The 17,434-nt window shown below is 71.4% G+C and carries 18 protein-coding genes; 7 read left to right on the forward strand and 11 right to left on the reverse strand.

What is annotated here, in order from left to right:
• The first annotated feature begins 155 nt into the window (after positions 1-155).
• Positions 156-584: a hypothetical protein gene (locus tag G472_RS0101190; RefSeq protein WP_029006890.1), complete on the forward strand. Its 429-nt coding sequence runs from the start codon at positions 156-158 to the stop codon at positions 582-584.
• Positions 585-795: 211 nt separating this feature from the next.
• Here the strand turns inward: G472_RS0101190 and G472_RS0101195 are convergent, their stop codons facing one another.
• Positions 796-1,692 (reverse strand): hypothetical protein, encoded by an 897-nt coding sequence (locus G472_RS0101195; protein WP_029006891.1) that lies wholly within the window; start codon positions 1,690-1,692, stop codon positions 796-798.
• Positions 1,693-2,165: 473 nt separating this feature from the next.
• Here G472_RS0101195 and G472_RS36655 point away from each other — a divergent pair, with 473 nt between their 5' ends.
• From G472_RS36655 to G472_RS0101210, 3 genes are all read left to right on the forward strand, one after another.
• Positions 2,166-3,596, forward strand: a complete 1,431-nt coding sequence (locus G472_RS36655; protein WP_029006892.1) for a carph-isopro domain-containing protein — start codon at positions 2,166-2,168, stop codon at positions 3,594-3,596.
• Positions 3,597-3,827: 231 nt separating this feature from the next.
• On the forward strand, positions 3,828-5,288 hold the full coding sequence (locus tag G472_RS0101205; protein ID WP_245593352.1) for a dynamin family protein: 1,461 nt from the start codon (positions 3,828-3,830) through the stop codon (positions 5,286-5,288).
• A 55-nt stretch (positions 5,289-5,343) separates the two neighbouring features.
• Complete coding sequence (locus G472_RS0101210; RefSeq protein ID WP_029006894.1) at positions 5,344-7,209, forward strand: COG4223 family protein; 1,866 nt, start codon at positions 5,344-5,346, stop codon at positions 7,207-7,209.
• 39 nt (positions 7,210-7,248) lie between these two features.
• On the opposite strand, the gene G472_RS0101215 is transcribed toward G472_RS0101210, so the two are convergent.
• Both G472_RS0101215 and cysQ read right to left on the reverse strand, forming a co-directional pair.
• Positions 7,249-8,058 carry a ferritin-like domain-containing protein gene (locus G472_RS0101215; protein ID WP_029006895.1) on the reverse strand — a complete coding sequence of 270 codons (810 nt, stop codon included), beginning with the start codon at positions 8,056-8,058 and terminating at the stop codon, positions 7,249-7,251.
• On the reverse strand, positions 8,055-8,837 hold the full coding sequence (gene cysQ, locus G472_RS0101220; RefSeq protein WP_029006896.1) for a 3'(2'),5'-bisphosphate nucleotidase CysQ: 783 nt from the start codon (positions 8,835-8,837) through the stop codon (positions 8,055-8,057). Before cysQ ends, G472_RS0101215 begins: the two co-directional genes overlap by 4 nt.
• Before the next feature lie 119 nt (positions 8,838-8,956).
• Between cysQ and G472_RS0101225 the strand changes: the two genes are divergently transcribed.
• Positions 8,957-9,481, forward strand: coding sequence for a GNAT family N-acetyltransferase (locus G472_RS0101225; protein WP_029006897.1), 525 nt, complete (start codon positions 8,957-8,959; stop codon positions 9,479-9,481).
• Here G472_RS0101225 and plsY read toward each other — a convergent pair.
• The 5 genes from plsY to G472_RS0101250 form a co-directional block, all read right to left on the reverse strand.
• Complete coding sequence (gene plsY / locus G472_RS0101230; protein WP_035690636.1) at positions 9,459-10,052, reverse strand: glycerol-3-phosphate 1-O-acyltransferase PlsY; 594 nt, start codon at positions 10,050-10,052, stop codon at positions 9,459-9,461. The genes G472_RS0101225 and plsY overlap by 23 nt on opposite strands.
• A 4-nt stretch (positions 10,053-10,056) precedes the next feature.
• Positions 10,057-11,385, reverse strand: coding sequence for a dihydroorotase (pyrC, locus tag G472_RS30650; protein WP_035690638.1), 1,329 nt, complete (start codon positions 11,383-11,385; stop codon positions 10,057-10,059).
• A 17-nt stretch (positions 11,386-11,402) separates the two neighbouring features.
• Positions 11,403-12,347, reverse strand: a complete 945-nt coding sequence (locus tag G472_RS0101240; protein WP_245593353.1) for an aspartate carbamoyltransferase catalytic subunit — start codon at positions 12,345-12,347, stop codon at positions 11,403-11,405.
• Positions 12,348-12,537: 190 nt separating this feature from the next.
• Positions 12,538-12,840, reverse strand: coding sequence for a HigA family addiction module antitoxin (locus G472_RS0101245; RefSeq protein ID WP_029006900.1), 303 nt, complete (start codon positions 12,838-12,840; stop codon positions 12,538-12,540).
• A gap of 46 nt (positions 12,841-12,886) precedes the next feature.
• Positions 12,887-13,786 (reverse strand): transcriptional regulator GcvA, encoded by a 900-nt coding sequence (locus G472_RS0101250; RefSeq protein WP_029006901.1) that lies wholly within the window; start codon positions 13,784-13,786, stop codon positions 12,887-12,889.
• Between the two features lie 148 nt (positions 13,787-13,934).
• On the opposite strand from G472_RS0101250, the gene G472_RS0101255 reads away from it, so the two are divergent.
• Together G472_RS0101255 and G472_RS0101260 are read left to right on the forward strand one after the other, a co-directional pair.
• A complete protein-coding gene (locus G472_RS0101255) occupies positions 13,935-14,171 on the forward strand; it encodes a DUF1127 domain-containing protein (RefSeq protein ID WP_029006902.1) in 237 nt (78 codons plus the stop codon).
• A 4-nt stretch (positions 14,172-14,175) separates the two neighbouring features.
• On the forward strand, positions 14,176-14,598 hold the full coding sequence (locus G472_RS0101260; protein WP_029006903.1) for a GFA family protein: 423 nt from the start codon (positions 14,176-14,178) through the stop codon (positions 14,596-14,598).
• Positions 14,599-14,605: 7 nt separating this feature from the next.
• Here G472_RS0101260 and G472_RS0101265 read toward each other — a convergent pair whose 3' ends face one another.
• The 3 genes from G472_RS0101265 to ruvX form a co-directional block, all read right to left on the reverse strand.
• On the reverse strand, positions 14,606-15,790 hold the full coding sequence (locus G472_RS0101265) for a PQQ-dependent sugar dehydrogenase (RefSeq protein ID WP_084536361.1): 1,185 nt from the start codon (positions 15,788-15,790) through the stop codon (positions 14,606-14,608).
• A 185-nt stretch (positions 15,791-15,975) separates the two neighbouring features.
• Complete coding sequence (locus tag G472_RS0101270) at positions 15,976-16,893, reverse strand: AEC family transporter (protein ID WP_029006905.1); 918 nt, start codon at positions 16,891-16,893, stop codon at positions 15,976-15,978.
• A complete protein-coding gene (gene ruvX / locus G472_RS0101275; RefSeq protein WP_029006906.1) occupies positions 16,890-17,432 on the reverse strand; it encodes a Holliday junction resolvase RuvX in 543 nt (180 codons plus the stop codon). Before ruvX ends, G472_RS0101270 begins: the two co-directional genes overlap by 4 nt.
• Positions 17,433-17,434 lie beyond the last annotated feature (2 nt).

A 17,434-nucleotide genomic window follows, 5' to 3' on the forward strand; every position in this document is an offset into this window, starting at 1 on the left:
GGTGTACGCAAGAGGCGCGTACGCGGCGTCTTGACAAGGCGGAACTGCGTGCTATCACAGCACCGCTTGCGTTTGCGCCACAACTTATCGCTCGCGATGCCACGGCTTTCGGGGTATAGCAATTCGCGTTTGCGGTAATTCGATCGAGGGCGGTTATGGCGGTACCCGACGAAGTCAGGAAGCGGTTTGCGGAGTACGTCAAGGTCCAGGCCCTCGACAGTCGCTTCATCAGCCGTGATACCGAACGGAAGATCCTGGAAGACGGTGTCATGCGCTTCGAGATCGGGCTTGATGACGGCCGCCAGATCATGTTGGGCGTGGCGCAGGAGTGCGGGTACGTCTTCGAAACCGAGGCCGAGAAGCGCATACGCGACATCCTCGACGGCTACGCCGAGGACGGCCGGATCGACAAGCGCGAGTTCACCGAGAGCGTCGCCTTCCTGAGGAAGTTCTGCGCCAACGGCCTGAGCGAGGACGAGGCGCGCAAGCGGGTCAAGAAGATCATGCTGGCCAACGGCTGGAAGCCGAAGCGCCGCGGCCTTCTGGGGACCAAGCGCTGGTTCACCCGCGTCGAGGCGGACTGAACGATTCTGCGGTCGATAAAAAACCGACAGCAAAAGAGCCGCCGGCACGCCGGCGGCTCTTTTGACGTTCGGCGCAGAGATGCCTGACGCCGACGGTCCTCCCCGGGGGGACGCCCTCGGCATCACGTCTGCAATTGGTGCGAACACACGGATCCGGCAGGTGGCACGGCCGGAGAACGATGGATACGATCGTTCTCCGGCCGTGCCGGAACTACTTCGCGGACATGCGCGCCAGTGCCAGGGTGGTCAGCGCGTTGGCACCGCGGTCGGCAGCGACACGGGCGGCAGCGGCGTCGTACCACTCCCTGGCCGGGCCGTCCTCGGGTAGGGAGATGTGGCTCAGCTCGTCCACGGCACCGGCCAGATCATCGGCCGAGAGGCGGGCGCGGGCGCGCTGGACGGTGGCGAAGGCGCCTTCCGCGGGCGGCGTATCCAGGCGTACGATGTAGCGGATCTGCTCCACCACCGACGACCAGGGGGCGTACCAGTTGGCCTCCTTCACCACGTCGGTCGCCGGCTGCTGCCCGGCGACGATGGCGGCGGCGGCGTGCGGGAACTGCTCGCGGAGCTGGGCGCGCATGGGAATGCCGGCGGCGGCCCGGGATGCGAACTCGGCCACCACCTTTTCCACATCCGGATCGTTGCCGGCAATGCCCCGCAGGGTCGCCAGTTCGACCTCGAACGGGCCGGGACGGCGCAGGGCGTTGCGCAACTCGCCGACGGCCAGCGCAAGCGCCGCCGAGCGCAGGTCGGCAGCGGCGGCAACCCCGCCCTCGGCGGTGCCGGCCAGACGGTTCACCTGTTCGCCCAGCGCGGCGACGCGCGCCTCCAGATCACCCAGGCTGCCGGCCAGCCGCGCCTGCGTGCCTTCGATGCGCTGGAAGGGGGCCGCGATCGGATCGGGAACGCCCAGCGCCCTGAACACATCGGGCGACCACTGCGGCGCCGTCGCCACCGTCAGCCCGCTCACCGCCACCGCGAACAGCAGGGACACCACCACCGTTCCGACACCGCCACCGCTGCGCGGCGCAGGCTGCGGCGCGGGGGTGGCGGCGGCGGCGGGGGATTCGGACGATCCGTCGGTCGTCCGGCTCTCGTTCTCGCTCATCGATCCGCTCCGTTATGACTGAAGGTTGGGTCAGCCTGATCCTGTCGGGACAAATACAAGGGCAATTCACCGAACTCAACCCGCACGTGGCGGTGCAGCGAGTCGCACACGTTCATGTCTTTGAAGTTACATGAAGCCGGGGTGTATGCGCGAGCCCATAATAGCATCAATCCGGCTGGCGATGTGAGCGGTCCCGATAACATTGCACCGGTGTGTATTTCTCCCCGTTGCCAGGAAGGAGGCAAGCAACCGCACTTTCTTCTCCCCAGCGGTCGGGTGCGCTGTTACACTTCGCGCCCGTACGGTACACCTGTCCCCATGCGATGACCGCGCATCCCGGCGATGATGCGGAACGGTGCGTGCGCCGGCGTGCGATACCGCGATTCAGCGGGTCCGCCGGCGGGCGGCGAAAGCGTGCGGTCGGGGGTGCAGTCGTATCCGGCCTTCGCGCGAACAGACCGACAGGTGCACCAATGACCTCGCTTCCCGGCTCGGACCGTCCGGAGACCTCCATCAATCCCCCCACCGCCGGCGATTCGGAATCGTCGGGCGCGGCGGCCGTGCCGACGAACGCGGTGGAGCGGGTGATCGAACGGTTCGGCGGCATCCGCCCGATGGCCGACAAGCTGGGGGTGCCCGTCAGCACCGTGCAGGGATGGAAGAAGCGGGCCTCCATACCCGCTCCCCGCCAGGCGGAAGTACGGGCCGCCGCCGCGCGCCTGGATCTGGCCATCGACGAAGCCGACCTGGTTGCCGCCTTCCCGGCCGAGTCGCCGGCCTCTGATGCGCCGGCACCCGAAGCGCCGGCTCTTGAGGCTCCGGCCCCTGATGCCCCGGCCGCGGACTCCCCGGCCCCGGAACCGGCTGCGGCCCCACCAACCGAGCCGGTGGCGGCCGAACCGGTTTCCGTGCCCGCCGAACCCAAGGCTTCCGAACCGGCCCCCGAACCCGTCCGTGCGGCGGACGCCGCCCCGCCTCCCGAAGAGAAAGCGACCTTCACCATGACCGCTCCCACCGAATCGAACACCGACGGAGCCAACCCCGGCACCCCGGCGTCCCCCGTCCATTCCCACATCTATGCACCGCCGGCACGCTCCGGTGGCGGGGCCGGTGCGGTGGCGGTGGCGGCGGCCCTGCTCGCCATCCTCGGCGCCGGCGTGGCGGTGACGGCGCCCCTGTGGTCGCCGGATTTCCTGGCGAAGTCGATTCAGGTGGACGCGATCCAGAGCCGGGTCGGCACGCTGGAGCAGTCGCTGGGGCTGAGCGCCACCGCGAACACGGCGCTGGGCGAGCGGCTCGCCGCGCTGGAAACCGCGGTCGGCGCTCTCGACCGCACGGTGGCGTCGCTCCCCGCGGCGCAGGCCGCCGGGGCCGTCGCCATCGGTCAGCTGCGCAACGCCCTGGCGGGCTCCGGCCCGTTCGCCATCGAGCTGGCCGCGGTGACCGTGTCGGGCATTGCGGACGAGGCGACGCTGAAGGCGCTGGCTCCGCTTCAGGCGCGCGCCGCCACCGGAATCCCGACGCGCAGCGACCTGAACGAGCGCTTCGCCTGGCTGGTGCCGGAGGTGATCCGCGCCGATTTCGGGGACACCGACGCATCGGGCCTGGGGCAGCGGATGTGGGGCTGGATGTCGGGCGTGGCCGGCGTGCTGCGGCTGCCCGCCGTGGCGACCCCTCCGGCGACGGACGAGCAGAGCACGCCGAACCTGATCGCCCGCGCCGGCACCATGCTGGAGCGGGGCGAGCTGGCGGCGGCGGCCGATCTGGTCGCCATGCTGCCCGGTGCCGCCGGCGGTGCGGCCGGCCCGTGGCTGGACGACGCCCGCGCCCGCCTTGCCGCCGATGCCGCCAGCCAGCAGATCACACGGCGCGTCGCCGCGGTCCTGCCGGTTGCCGGCAAGTGAGACGGCCATCCGGCGTTGCGTCCGCACGCCGGATCGGGAGGGGAGAGCCGGCGGCGTCGCTGCTGCGGTCGCCGCCGCCGGCCGGATGTCGCAGCATTTTTCCCCGGCGCGTCCGGCCCGTCCGTGGTACATGACGGGCCGTCCGGCCGGTGGCCGCACCCTGGGATTCACCACGAGGACGTGTAGGCGCGAATGACCCCGAGGCAAGCACTGCAGCATCGCCTTTCCGCCTTGGAAGCGCATCTGAAGACCGAGAACCCCAATCTTCTCCCGGTCATTCCGACCTATCGGGAGTTCGATCGGCTGCTTCAGGGGCTCGGCCTGCTCAAGCGCGACGAGTCCCTGGCGACCCGCATCCCGTGGTGGCCGATGATTGCCATCCTGGGCACCTTCTCGGCGGGCAAGTCCACCTTCATCAACAGCTACCTGCGCCATCCCCTGCAGGGGACGGGCAACCAGGCGGTGGACGATAAGTTCACGGTGATCTGCTACGGCGCCGACACCAAGCACGAGGCGCTGCCCGGCACCGCCCTGAACGCCGATCCCCGCTTTCCGTTCTACCGCATCTCCGACGAGGTGGAGAAGGTGGCGGCCGGCGAGGGCAAGCGCATCGACAGCTATCTCCAGCTCAAGACGCTGAAGAGTGACCGGGTGCGCGGCAAGATCATCATCGACTCTCCCGGCTTCGACGCCGACGACCAGCGGCGATCGGTGCTGCGCCTGGTCGACCACATCATCGACCTGTCCGACCTGGTGCTGGTGTTCTTCGACGCACGCCACCCCGAACCCGGCGCCATGCACGACACGCTGCACCTTCTGGTGTCGAAGACGGTGCGCCGGGCCGATGCGCGCAAGTTCCTCTACATCCTGAACCAGATCGACACCACCGCCCGCGAGGACAACGCCGAGGCGGTGTTCGGCGCCTGGCAGCGGTCGGTTGCACAGGCCGGTCTGGTCAGCGGCCGCTTCTACGGCATCTACGACCGGGAGGCGGCCGGCCCCATCGGCAACGAGGCGCAGCGCGCCCGCTATGAATCCAAGGCCGCCGCCGACCTGGCCGAGATCCACGGCCGCATCGCCGAGGTGGAGATCGGCCGCGGCTATCGCATCGTCGGCATGCTCGACTCCCTGACCAAGGAGGTGGAGGGCGAACTGGTCCCTTACGTCCAGGCGGCGGTGGCGCGCTGGCGGCGTGCGGTGCTGATGGGCGACGCGGTGTGGGCGGGTCTCCTGGCAGCGCTGGCGGCGGGCGTCGTCTACCTGGGCGGTGTCGATGCGCTGCCCGCCTTCGGCACCTGGCTGGTGGAGGAGCAGCCCGCCTGGGCTGCCGGTCTGCCGGTGCGCCTGGTGGCGCTGGGCGTGGCAGTGGCCGGCATCTTCCTGGCCGGTCACTTCTGGCTGCGCGGCGTCATGGCCCGGCGAATCGCCGCCGGCCTGCCGGAGCGCATGGGCGAGGCGGACCTCAACCCCCGCAACGCGTTCCTGAAGAACACCGGGCTGTTCCGCAGCGTCCTGCGCAAAGTGCCGGTGGGCTGGGGCGGCCGGGCGCGCAAGCGCGTCTTCGCCATCCGGCAGGCGGTGGCGGCCCACGTCCAGCGCCTGAATGACCTGTATACCGACCCCACCGGCCGGCGCCGGCCGGCCGATGACGCCGAGGTGGCGCCGGCGGCCGGGACACCGGTGGGCACCTGAATCGACGGTCCGGCCGGCAAGCAAGACCGGGGCAAAGCGCGAGGAGACAGCAGCGATGACCGATCCGATCCGCAAGGACGACCAGGCCGGACCCGCGGACCCGACGAGCGAAGGCTCCAAGGGCTTCCCGGAGTTCATCATCGCGCCGCCGGGTGTTGAGCCGGCCGCATCGCCGCGACGTCCGTTCGAACCGGCCGGGCCCCATCGCCTGATCGAACCGGCCAACGCTGCCGACGTTCCTCATGAGGCCGCAGATACCCGCTCGCCGCCACCGCCGCCGGTCGTGCCTCCCGTATCGCGGGGGCGGGGCGGCGGGATCGCCCTGCTTGCGGCGCTGGTGGCCATGCTCGCCGCCGGGGCCTCCATCGCTGCGCCCAGCCTGCGCCCGATCCTGGCGGAGACGCTGCGTCACCAGTTCGGCGACCATCCTCTGATCGGCATCGTCACGGGCACCGCCGACACCCGCCCGGCCGGCCTCATCCAGTTGGACGTGGACACCTTCGACCAGCGCATCGGGGCGCTGGCGCAGGCGATGACCGCCACACCCGACGGCCGGCCGGTGGCGCCGGAGACGCTGGAGGAGTTTGTCACCGCGACGGGGCAGAACGAGCGTTTCAGCGGGTTGGAAGCCTCCCTGCGCCACGCCGAGGATCAGGTCCTGGTCCTTTCCAAGGCGCTGGGAGCGCTGGAGACCCGCCTCGCCAGGGTGGACACGCGCGCCGACCTGCTGGAAGGCACCGACCGCTCGGTGATGGCGCGCCTTGAGGCCGCCGAGGGTGCAACACGGGATCTTGCCCCGAAGATCGCCGCCGTCGAAGGTGCTGCCGGAGCCGCCGCCGCCAGGGCCTCGGAAGCGGCAGCCGCAGGCGGCGAACTGTCCGGCCGGGTCGACGCGGCGACCGCCGCGGCCGACAGGTCCGCCGGCCGGCTGGACGGCGTCGAGGCGCGATTGACGGAGATGGCCGAGGCGATCCGGGCGAACGAAGAGGGCATCCGGACCAACGCCGGTGCGGTGCAGGCCAACACCGACGCCATCCGGACCGTGGCCGAGGCGGCGGAGGCGGCCGGTACCGCCGGCCGGGCCAACGCCGAGGCGATCCTGGCCGCCGCCGCGGCGGCGAAGGCAGAGGTCGAAGCCCTGGTGCAACGCCTTGCCGCGCTGGAAACCGGCACGGGTGACCTGACCGGGCGGCTGGGCGCGGTGCAGGCGGCGCTGAGCGCCGGCGACGACCGGATGGGTGTCGCCGAGCAGGGGTTGGCGGCGGCGCAGCAAAGCCTGGCCGACACCCGCCGGGCGGTGGACTCCGCGTCGGCCGAACTGGCGGCGCTGGCCGAGCGGACCGGAGCCATGGAAACCCGTCTGGAGCGGGTCAACGGCGGCACCGCGTCGGCGCTGCTGGCCCTGTCCGGGCGCATCCGGCAAGCCCTGGAGGACGGCGAGAGCTTCACCGGCGAGGTCGCCGCGGTGCGCGCCCTGGCGGGGGAGGACCGGTCGCTGACCGGGGCCATCGACACGCTCCAGCAGCTCGCCTCCCGCGGCGGCCCGACGCTCACCCTGCTGCGGCGGGAGTTCAACCTGGCCGCCCAAAAGATCATCGAGGTGGAGGAGGCGTCCGGGCCCGCGTGGTATGTCCGCACGGTCGCCGGCGTGACCTCCCAGGTCACCGGCTGGTTCGGCTGGGTGCAGCCCGCCATGCCCGCCCCCGGCGAGGAGGCACGGACGATCGTCACCGAGGCCGCCCGGAGCTTCACGCTGGGCCGCATCGACGAGGCGATCCGCGTGCTGAAGACGATCACCGGCCCCGGCGCCGCTTCGGCCGAACCGTGGATCCGGCTGGCCGAGGTGCGCGTCGACGCCGAGCGCGCCCTGCGGGTGCTGAGCGACTCCGCCCTGGCCAAGCTGTCCGCCGCCGGTCCCTGACGACGAACACCTCCCTTCCGCGCCGTCGGCGGGGGAGGATCAGCCCTCCGCCACCGGTTCGTAGAACTCCGGGCCGAAGCCGGCGGCGGAGCGGCCGGCGGTGTTGAACGGGCGCTTGAGGACGCCGCGGAAATGTCGGCGCACCAGATCCTGCCAGGTGGCGACGGGATCGACGCCGCGGGCGGCGCAGACGTAACCGAACCACCGCCGGCCGGCGGCGACGTGGGTCACCTCGTCGTCGCAGATTGTTTGCAGCAACGCCGCGCTCTCCCCGTCGCCGAATCCCTTCAGGCGGGCGATGGTGTCGGGCGTCACGTCCAGGCCGCGCGCCTCCAGCACCATGGGGACCACGGCCAGGCGCGCCGCCACGTCGTGGGCGGTCACCTGCGCCGCCTGCCACAGACCGTCGTGGGCCGGCAGATCGCCGTAACCGGAACCGAGGGCGTTCAGCCGGGCGTCCAGCATGGCGAAGTGGCGCGCCTCGTCGTCGGCCACCTGCACCCAGTCGTCGAGGAACGGCTTCGGCAGACCCTCGGCCGGGAACCGGCCGACCAGGTCCCAGGCGAGGTCGATGGCGTTCAATTCGATGTGGGCGAGCGCATGCAGCAGCGCGATCCGGTTGGCCATGCTGCCGCCGCGCCCGCGCTTGGGCATGTCGCGGGGCAGCTTCAGCTCCGGCCGGTCGGGCCGGGCCGGTCGGTCGGGGAGCGGCGTCGTGCCGACCGCGGTGATGCGCCCGTCGCGCCACGCCGCCGCGAAGGCGTGCGTCAACGCCACCTTTCCGGTCGGCACCGCGGTGTCCAGAACGGCCCGGGCGGCGTCGCTGAGGGTCGGCGGAAGGGTGGTCACTGCCAGGCGTAGGCCACGAAGGAGGGATTGCGGAAATCGGCGGCCTTGCCGTAGCGCAGGCTGTCCGTGCCATCGCCGACGCAGACCCGGCCGCCCGCCGCCGCCAGCACCGCGTGGCCGGCGGCGGTGTCCCACTCGCAGGTCGGGCCGAAGCGGGGATAGAGGTCGGCTTTGCCGACCGCCAGCGCGCAGAACTTCAGGGACGACCCGCAGGAGATCCGCTCCTTCACCGAGAACTTCGCCAGGAAGGCATCGGTCTCGTCGGCGTCGCCGTGGGAACGGCTGGCCACCACGGTCAGCCCCTCCGGCGGGTGACGGCGCACGGAGATCGCGTGCTCCCCGCGGCCCTCGATCCAGTGGATGGCGGTGCCGGGCCCGGCCGCGGCGTAGAGGTCCCCCACGGCGGGGGCGTAGACGACGCCCAGCACCGGCTGCCCGCGGTCGATCAGCGCGATGTTGACCGTGAACTCGCCGTTGCGGTTGATGAACTCCTTGGTGCCGTCCAGGGGATCGACGAGCCAGAACCGCCCCTGCGACACGTCCGGCACCCGGCCTGCGGCCACCTCCTCCTCCGCCACAACGGGAATGTCGGGGGTCAGGTGGTGCAGGGCGGGGAGGATCACCGCCTCCGCCGCGTGGTCGGCGTTGGTGACCGGGCTGCCGTCGCCCTTGGTGGTCACGGCGATGCCGTCATTGTAGAAACGCAGGATGACCTGACCGGCCTCGTGCGCGATGGTGCGGACCGTCGGCAGCAGCTTGGCCACATTGGTATCGGTCATGGGTCGTCCTCCGGGGTGCGGGGTGTCATGAAACCATAACGCGCCTCAGGGGGGCCCGGAAGCCCCGGAACGGTTGCGTCTCACGGAATTCCGGAGGCGGCGCATGGGAGGGAAAGAGCATGGCGGCCGGCTGGCGCGCAATGGGAAACGGCGATATCGCGGCGGTCCTGGATGTTGCGGAGGTTGTCCACAGCGATTATCCGGAGCGGCCGGAGGTGTTCGCGGAGAGATTGCAGCTTTTCCCCGCCGGCTGCCGCGTCGCGGTGGCCGGTGACGGAACGATCTGTGGGTACGCGGTGCTGCATCCCGGCGTGCTCGGGAAGCCGCCGGCGCTGGACAGCCTGCTCGGCGCCCTGCCGGCGGACGCCGACTGCCTGTATCTGCACGACGTGGCCCTGCTGCCGCAGACGCGCGGGCTGGGGCTGGGTGAGGCGGCGCTGCGGGACGCGGCGGAGTTGGCCCGGTGTTGCGGCCTGGAGTGGCTGGCCCTGACCTCGACGCCGCCGGCTCGGGGCTATTGGGAGCGCGCCGGCTTCGCCCCGTTCGCCGGGGCCGACGCGGCGCTGGCCGCCAAGTTGGCGTCCTACGGCGACGGCATGGCCTATCTGGTGGCGCCTTCGTTCAGGCCGATGTCTTCAGGCTGATCCGCGGTTCCTCGCCTTTCAGCAGCCGGCGGATGTTGGCCTCGTGACGGATGGCGACCAGCACCGCGATGAACAGGGCGAGGGCCGCCACCGCTGTACCGGCGACGAACCACGCCACCACCGGCGCCAGGGCCAGGGCGGTGAGTGCCGACAGGGACGAGATGCGGAACAGGAACGCCATGGCCAGCCAGGTCAGGCAGGCGATGGTGCCCACCGGCCAGGCGACGGCCAGCAGCACGCCGAGCGCCGTGGCCACGCCCTTGCCGCCCTTGAAGCCCAGCCACACCGGGAAGGTGTGGCCCAGCATGGCGCCGCCGCCGGCCCACAACGCCGCCTCCGGCCCCGCCGCGGCGAGGGCGAGCAGGGCGGCGATGGCGCCCTTGCCGCTGTCCAGCAGCAGGGTGGCGGCGGCCAGCGGCTTGTTGCCGGTGCGCAGCACGTTGGTGGCGCCGATGTTGCCGGAGCCGATGGCGCGGATGTCGCCGTAGCCGGCCAGGCGCGTCAGCACCAGCCCGAAGGGGACGGAGCCCAGCAGATAGCCGGCGAGGGCGGCGGCGATGGCGGTCAGCACCGGATCACGCCTCCGCCTGCCAGACGGTGCGGCCGTCGACGATGGTGCGCAGCACCCGGCCCTGCACCGGCCGGTCCTCGAAGGCGGAGTTCTTGCTCTTGGACTTGAACCGGCTGACGTCCACCGTCCACGGCACGTCGCTGTCGAAGGCCAGCAGGTCGGCCGGGCCGCCCTTCGCCAGCCGCCCGCCGGGCAGGCCCAGCAGGTCCGCCGGCCGGCAGGTCACCCGGGCGAGCGCGTCGAGCAGCGTCATCCTGCCCTTGTGGGCCAGCTCCAGTGTCAGGGGCAGCAACGTTTCCAGCCCGATCACGCCATAGGCGGCCTGGGCGAAGGGCAGACGCTTGTGGTCGGCGTCCTGCGGCCAGTGGTCCGACGCGATGACGTCGATGGTGCCGTCGGCCAACCCCTCCACCACCGCGCGGCGGTCCATCTCGCCGCGCAACGGCGGGGACACCTTGGCGAAGGTGCGGTAGTCGCCCACGTCGGTTTCCGTCAGGGCGAAGTAATGGGGGGCGGTGTCGCAGGTCACCTTCAGGCCGCGCGCCTTGGCGCGGCGGATGACGTCCACCGATTCGCCCGTCGTTACGTGGGCGAAATGGATGTGGCCGCCGCTCATCTCGGCCAGGCGCAGGTCGCGTTCGATCATGATGATCTCCGCCTCCCGCGACACGCCGGGCAGGCCCAGCCGGGTGGCCAGCTCCCCGGCGTTCATCACGCCCGACGCCAGCCGCGGTTCCAGCGGGTGCTGCACCACCAGCTTGCCGAAGGCGCCGGCGTAGCTCAGCGCGCGGCGCATGGTCAGGGGGTCGGTGACCGGCTTGGTGCCGTCGGTGAAGGCGACGGCACCGGCGCGGGCCAGCAGGCCCATCTCGGTGATCTCTTTGCCCTCGGTGCCGCGGGTGGCGGCGGCGTAGGCGAAGACCTTGACCAGCCGCACCTCGCGGGCGCGGCGCGCCACGAACTCCAGCCCCGCCACATCGTCGATGACCGGGTCGGTGTTGGGCAGCACCACCAGGGCGGTGACGCCGCCGGCCGCGGCAGCGCGCGACGCGCTCTTGATGGTCTCCTTGTGCTCCTCGCCGGGCTCGCCGACCTGGACGCGGATGTCCACCAGACCGGGGGCCAGGCAGTGGCCGCCGAGGTCGACGACGGTGGCCCCCTCCGGCACACCGTCGGCGAACAGGCGGGGGCCGAGGTCGGCGATGCGCGTGCCCTCGGTCAGCAGGGCGCCCGGCGCGTCGAGGCCGGTGGCGGGGTCGAGCAGGCGGGCGTTGACGTAGGCGACGCGGGCCGGGGAGGCGGGCGCGGCGGCGGGTGCGGCAGGGCTGGTCATGGTCTCTCCATCGCGCCTCAGGCGGCGCGTCCCTCGCGGGCCGGGCGGGTCAGCAGGTCGAGCACGGCCATGCGCACCGCCACCCCCAGTTCCACCTGGTCGAGGATCATCGAGCGCTTGAAGTCGTCGGCCACCTCGGAATCGATCTCGACGCCACGGTTCATCGGGCCGGGGTGCATGATCAGCGCGTTGGGCTTGGCCACCGCCAGCTTCTCGTAGTCCAGGCCGAAGAAGTAGAAATACTCGCGGATCGACGGTACGTACTGGCCGGACATGCGTTCGGACTGCAGGCGCAGCATCATCACGATGTCGGCGTCCTTCAGTCCGGACTTCATGGTGTGATGGACCTCCACCCCCAGCCGCTCGATGGCGGACGGCAGCAGCGTGGGCGGCGCCACCACCCGGACATGGGCCCCCATGGCGTTCAGCAGGTGGATGTTGGAGCGCGCCACCCGGCTGTGCAGGATGTCGCCGCAGATCGCCACCACCAGCCCTTCCAGCCGCCCCAGCCTGCGGCGAATCGCCAGCGCGTCCAGCAGGGCCTGGGTCGGATGCTCGTGGTGTCCGTCGCCGGCGTTGAGCACGGCGCAGTTGACCTTGTCCGACAGCAGCTTGACCGCGCCCGACTCGGCGTGGCGGACGACCAGGGCGTCCAGGTGCATGGCGTTCAGGGTCATCGCCGTGTCGATCAGGGTCTCCCCCTTCTTCACCGACGAGGACTGCACGGCCATGTTGATCACGTCGGCGCCCAGCCGCTTGGCCGCCAGCTCGAACGAGGTGAGCGTGCGCGTCGAGTTCTCGAAGAACAGGTTGACGACGGTGCGCCCGTCCAGGAGCTGCGACTTGCGCTCCCGGCTGCGGCTCTGCTCGACGTAGCTGTCGGCAAGGTCGAGGACGAGGGAAATCTCGCCCGCGCTCAACCCCTCGATGCCGAGAAGGTGGCGGTGCGGGAAGCGGGTCATGGTCGAGGGCTCGGTCATGAGGCGCGACTATAGGAGCGGCCGCAGGGCGCCGCAACCGGGATGGATGGCGGTCTCATACGGCCGGAAAATGATCACTTCCATCATTTTCCGGCCGTGAAACCCGGCAGATCAATGCCTTGGCATTGATCGAGAGGGTGATGCCAACGCCACCCTTCAGGTGCCGTTGGTATCATACGGCCCGGGGGCGAACGACGGCGGCGATGCGTTCGCCGTCCTTTTCCTGCGCCAGCGCCAGGTCGCAGGCCGCCTGCAGGTTCAGCCGGAGGCGGGCGGACGTCCCGAAGTAGGTGCCGAGGCGCAACGCGGTGTCAGCGGTGACCGACCGTTCGCCTTTGACGATCCCGGCCATCCGGCTCTGCGGCACATCCAGCGCCCGGGCCGGGGCCGCGACGGAGACGCCGATCTCCTGCAGCTCTTCCGCAAGGATCTCACCCGGATGGATGGGCGGCAGGCGAGCCGCATCAATGGCCATCCACCATTTCGATGTCAAAGGCGTCTCCATCGGTGAAGGTGGTCCATCAATCCGCCGGCGTTTCCCGGCCGGCCTCGGCGTACAGCCAGCCGCGGAACGCCCGGACCTTGGGGCGGGCGTAGTAGTGGGGCGGGGCGACGACGTAATAGGCGTGGGTGCCCGGCAGCTCCACGTCGAAGGGGCGCAGCAGGCGGCCGGCGGCGAGGTCGTCGGCGACCAGGACCTTGCGGGCCAGCGCCACCCCGTGGCCCTCCATGGCCGCCTGGAGCAGCAATGCCGAGTCGGTGTAGCGCGGGCCGCGGGTGGCGTCGGCGGCGGGGACGCCGGCGGCGGTGAACCAGGCGGTCCAGTCGATCTGGTAATCGTCGTGCAGCAGCGTGTGCTTCAGCAGGTCGGAGGGGCTCCGGATCGGGCGGTCGCCGCGCGCCAGGGCGGGGGAGCACACGGGGAAGACGGGGTCGTCCATCAGCCATTCCGCCTTCACGCCGGGCCACGGCGGGCGGCCGAAGCGGATGGCCAGGTCCACGTCCTGCTGGGCAAAATCCACCATCTGCGACGTGGTGTGCAGGCGCAGTTCCAGTTCGGGGTGGGCCGCCTGGAACCGGCCGAGGCGCATCACCAGCCACTTGGCCGCAAAGGATGGCATGGTGGAGATGGTCAGCGAGCCCGCGGAATCGGCGCGGCACAGCCGCTCCGTCGCATCCGACATGGACTCGAAGGCGTCGCGCAGGGGCGGCAGGTAGGTCTGCCCCGCCTCGGTCAGGACCAGCCCGCGGCTGACCCGGCGGAACAGCGGTATGCCAAGCCACTCCTCCAGCGCTTTGATCTGGTGGCTGACGGCGGCCTGGGTGACGTGCAGCTCCTCCGCCGCCCTGGTGAAGGAGAGGTGGCGGGCGGCCGCCTCGAAGCTGCGCAGGGCATTGAGCGGCGGCAGGCGGCGGGCCATGGGAACCCCGATCGCATTAGTTTTGCTAATCGATCCTATGAGAAACCGTCGTTTGCGCGCAAGAAGCGGGTCGCGCACAGTTCGGGTCGGGACGAAAGTTCCGACGGGCCGCCCGGCGGGCGGTCCGGCAAACCGAGGGAGAGACCCCATGACGAGCCAGAGCCGCCTTTCGCACACCTCCACCCGCATTCCCGAAGCCCCGCGGGGCCTGGTCCGCGGGCTCGGCGCCGTGATGATCGCCGTGGCCGACCGGTGGGGGACATGGAACGACCGGCGCCGCCAGAGGATGGCCTTGCAGGCCCTGCCGGACCACCTGCTGCACGACATCGGGCTGTCGCGCGCCGACGTGGCGAACGAGGCGGACAAGCCCTTCTGGAAGGGGTAAGGGCATGAGCGCAACTGATGGAACGGCGGTGCTGACCGGGGGCTGTCTGTGCGGCGCCGTCCGCTACGCCATCGCCGAACGGCCTCTGGGCGTCGTGAACTGCCACTGCTCCCAGTGCCGCCGCTTCCACGGCCATGTGGGTGCCTATGTGTCGATACCGCGCGGGACGGTGCGGATCACCGGTGAGAAATCGGTGTCGTGGTACCGCTCCTCGGCCACGGCACGGCGGGGATTCTGCCGCACCTGCGGCTCCTCCCTGTTCTGGTCGGGCGAGGGCCAGCCGCTGCTGGACGTGGCGGCCGGCACGCTGGATGAACCCACGGGCCTGACGACGCTGCGCCACATCTTCGTCGCCAGCAAGGGCGACTATTACGCCATCGCCGACGGGCTGGAGTGTTTCGAGGCAAGCGCGCCGGAGCCGCCGTGACGGCGGCTCACGACCGCTCCGCCTGCGCCACCGGACTGAGGCGCAGGATGCGGTCGTCCGCACGGGACGGAATGCCGCGGCCATCGTGGTTGCCGGTGCCGATGTACAGCGCCCCGTCCGGGCCGCGGACGGCCAGGCGCAGCCGCCCGTAGGCGCCACTGCGCGGGCCGTTGGCGAACAGCCGGTCGATGCCCCGCACCCGGTAGCCGCCGTCCATCTCCAGATCCAGGTGGATCAGCGCTTCGGACTCCAGGGTGGCGATGTAGGCGTCCTCGCCGTGGAAGACGATGGCGGCCGGCGGCACCGGCGTGTCCGGCCAGACGGTGAGGGGATCGATGAAGGGCTCCACCCCCGCGGCCCCCACCGCCAACGGCCAGCCGTAGTTGCCGCCGGCCCGGATCACGTTCACCTCGTCGTGGGCGCTCAGCCCGAATTCGCCGTTCGGCCCGTGGTCGGTGGCGAACAGGTCGCCGGTCCGCGGGTGCCAGGCCAATCCCTGCACGTTGCGGTGGCCCAACGACCACACCGGCGAATTGCGGAACGGGTTGTCAGCGGGGATGCCGCCGTCGGCGGTGATGCGCAGGATCTTGCCGGCCAGGGACGCACGGTCCTGCGCCAGCCGCGGCCGCGTGGCGTCGCCGGTCCCGATGTACAGCATCCCATCCGGCCCGAAGGCGATGCGCCCGCCGTTGTGGGTGCGGGACGCGGGGATGCCGTCCAGCACCACCCGGTCGAGGGTGGCGGAGTCCGCCCCCGCCTCCAGCCGCACCACCCGGTTCACCGGTTCCCCGCCCGATAGGGCCGTGTGCATGGCGTAGAGCCACGGGCGTTCGGGAAAGTCGGGGTGCAACGCGATCCCCATCAGGCCGCCTTCGCCGCCGGGGTGGACGTCCAGCGTGGCGAAGGGGGCGGCGCGCACCGTGCCATCGCGCTCCATCAGGCGGATGCGGCCGGCCCGCTCGCTCACCAGCGCCCGCCCGTCGGGCAGGAAGACCAGGTCCCAGGGGACCTCCAGCCCGGAGGCCAGGGTCTCCACCCGGAACTCCGACACCTCCGGTCGGTAGCGGTCCTCCACCGTGTGCGGCTTGCCGCCCAGGATCGGGTCGGCGCTCACCGGCAGGACGAAGGCCAGCGGCGTCGCCAGAAGCAGCGCGATCAGCGCCGTGCGGGACGGCGAAGGGGGAAGGACCATGACGGACGCCACCGGCTGAAGGATGGTTTGCCCTGTCAACGACCCCACCGCCGGCCGGTTCCCGGCGCGGCGGCGGCAAGGCTTCATACTGACATTGTGGGTGGCCGGAGCCGTGTCGACCGGAATCGTGCAGAGTTACCCGGACAATCCGGGCATGATCGACTTATCAATTCGCGTGCGATTCTTTACCCGAAGGGGGCGAGCACCAGCGGCAGGGTCAGGGCCGCCAGCAGCGTCTGCACCGTGATCACCGCAGCGATCAGCCCGTGGTCGCCGCCCATCTGGCGGGCCAGGGCGTAGGCGCTGGCCGAACAGGGCAGAGCGTTGAACAGTACCGCGACGGTCAGCGCCAGCCCGTGGACACCCAGCGCCAGCCCCGCCGCCGCGGTGATGGCCGGCACCAGCAGCAGCTTGGTGGCGGTCGCCACGGCCACGCCGCGGCCGGCGGCGCGGGCCGCCGCAAGGTCGAGGCCGGCGCCCACCGCCAGCAGGCCGACGGGCAGGGCGGCGCGGGCCAGGATCTCGATGACGGCACCGGCCACCGGCGGCGCGCCGACGCCCGACAGGTTCAGGGCGGCCCCCGCCGCCGCGGCCAGGATGATGGGGTTGGTGGCCAGCCCCGCGGCGATGGCGCCGGCACCGACGCCGCGGGAATCCCGCCCCCAGCGGGCGTGGGCCAGCACCGCCAGGACGTTGACCAGAGGGATGATCAGGGCGATGCCCACCGCCAGCAGCGTCCGCCCGGCCGCGCCGTAGAGCGTCCCGGCGGCGGCCAGCCCGACATAGGTGTTCATCCGCATGGAGCCCTGGAAGACCGACGCGAAGGCCGGACCGTCCAGGGTCAGCGGCCGGCGCACCCCCACCATCAGGGCGCCCGCCCCGAGGATGCCGGCGGCCATCGCCGCCGCCATGGGGGCCACATCGACCCGGCCCAGGTCGGCGCGCGCCAGCTCGTCCACGATCAGGGCGGGGAACAGGACCATGTAGGTCAGCCGGTCCGCCCCCGGCCAGAACGCCGGCGGCACCCATTCGTACCGGCGCAGCCCGTGGCCCAGCAGGATCAGCAGGAAGATCGGGGCCAGCGCCCCGAAGACGGCGATCATCCGCGGGAGGGGGCGTCATCCCCTTCGTCGTCCGCTGCCTCGTCCCGCAGGGCACGGCGACGCTCGTTCGACAGCCAATCCAGCGCCCCTTGCAGGATGTAGGCGGCAGCCATCTTGTCCACCACCTCGTCCCGGCGTTTGCGCGTCATGTCCGCCTGGCCGATCATGAACCGCTCCACCGCCGCGGTGGACAGCCGCTCGTCCCAGAAGGCGATGCGGGGGTCCCATCCCAGCAGGTCGGGGCGGGCCAGCAGATTCTCGGCGAATTGGCGCGTCGACTGGGCGCGCGGCCCTTCGGACCCGTCCATGTTCAGGGGCATCCCGATCACCAGCCCGGCGATGCCGTAGTCGCGGACCGGCCGCGCCAGCTCGCGCGCGTCCTGCGCCAGCTTGGTGCGGCGGATGGTACCGATGGGGGAGGCGACGACGAGGCCGGGGTCGGACACCGCAAGCCCGATGGTCTTGGTGCCGACGTCGAGGCCCAGCAGGCGTCCGCCCGCGGGGAGTGCGGAGGCAAGGTCGCGGAGGTCGTGGATCATGG

The organism is Azospirillum halopraeferens DSM 3675, from assembly GCF_000429625.1.
Classification (GTDB): domain Bacteria; phylum Pseudomonadota; class Alphaproteobacteria; order Azospirillales; family Azospirillaceae; genus Azospirillum; species Azospirillum halopraeferens.

What these genes read in the sequence shown, in the direction of transcription:
- G472_RS36655 (WP_029006892.1), top strand. Translation starts at nt 2,166, where the DNA reads ATGACCTCGCTTCCCGGCTCGGACCGTCCGGAGACCTCCATCAATCCC.
- pyrC (WP_035690638.1), bottom strand. Translation starts at nt 11,385, where the DNA reads ATGACCAGCCCTGCCGCACCCGCCGCCGCGCCCGCCTCCCCGGCCCGC.
- ruvX (WP_029006906.1), bottom strand. Translation starts at nt 17,432, where the DNA reads ATGATCCACGACCTCCGCGACCTTGCCTCCGCACTCCCCGCGGGCGGA.
- G472_RS0101190 (WP_029006890.1), top strand. Translation starts at nt 156, where the DNA reads ATGGCGGTACCCGACGAAGTCAGGAAGCGGTTTGCGGAGTACGTCAAG.
- G472_RS0101240 (WP_245593353.1), bottom strand. Translation starts at nt 12,347, where the DNA reads ATGACCCGCTTCCCGCACCGCCACCTTCTCGGCATCGAGGGGTTGAGC.
- cysQ (WP_029006896.1), bottom strand. Translation starts at nt 8,837, where the DNA reads ATGACCGATACCAATGTGGCCAAGCTGCTGCCGACGGTCCGCACCATC.
- G472_RS0101225 (WP_029006897.1), top strand. Translation starts at nt 8,957, where the DNA reads ATGGCGGCCGGCTGGCGCGCAATGGGAAACGGCGATATCGCGGCGGTC.
- G472_RS0101260 (WP_029006903.1), top strand. Translation starts at nt 14,176, where the DNA reads ATGAGCGCAACTGATGGAACGGCGGTGCTGACCGGGGGCTGTCTGTGC.
- G472_RS0101270 (WP_029006905.1), bottom strand. Translation starts at nt 16,893, where the DNA reads ATGATCGCCGTCTTCGGGGCGCTGGCCCCGATCTTCCTGCTGATCCTG.
- G472_RS0101255 (WP_029006902.1), top strand. Translation starts at nt 13,935, where the DNA reads ATGACGAGCCAGAGCCGCCTTTCGCACACCTCCACCCGCATTCCCGAA.
- G472_RS0101210 (WP_029006894.1), top strand. Translation starts at nt 5,344, where the DNA reads ATGACCGATCCGATCCGCAAGGACGACCAGGCCGGACCCGCGGACCCG.
- G472_RS0101245 (WP_029006900.1), bottom strand. Translation starts at nt 12,840, where the DNA reads ATGGCCATTGATGCGGCTCGCCTGCCGCCCATCCATCCGGGTGAGATC.
- G472_RS0101265 (WP_084536361.1), bottom strand. Translation starts at nt 15,790, where the DNA reads ATGGTCCTTCCCCCTTCGCCGTCCCGCACGGCGCTGATCGCGCTGCTT.
- G472_RS0101195 (WP_029006891.1), bottom strand. Translation starts at nt 1,692, where the DNA reads ATGAGCGAGAACGAGAGCCGGACGACCGACGGATCGTCCGAATCCCCC.
- G472_RS0101250 (WP_029006901.1), bottom strand. Translation starts at nt 13,786, where the DNA reads ATGGCCCGCCGCCTGCCGCCGCTCAATGCCCTGCGCAGCTTCGAGGCG.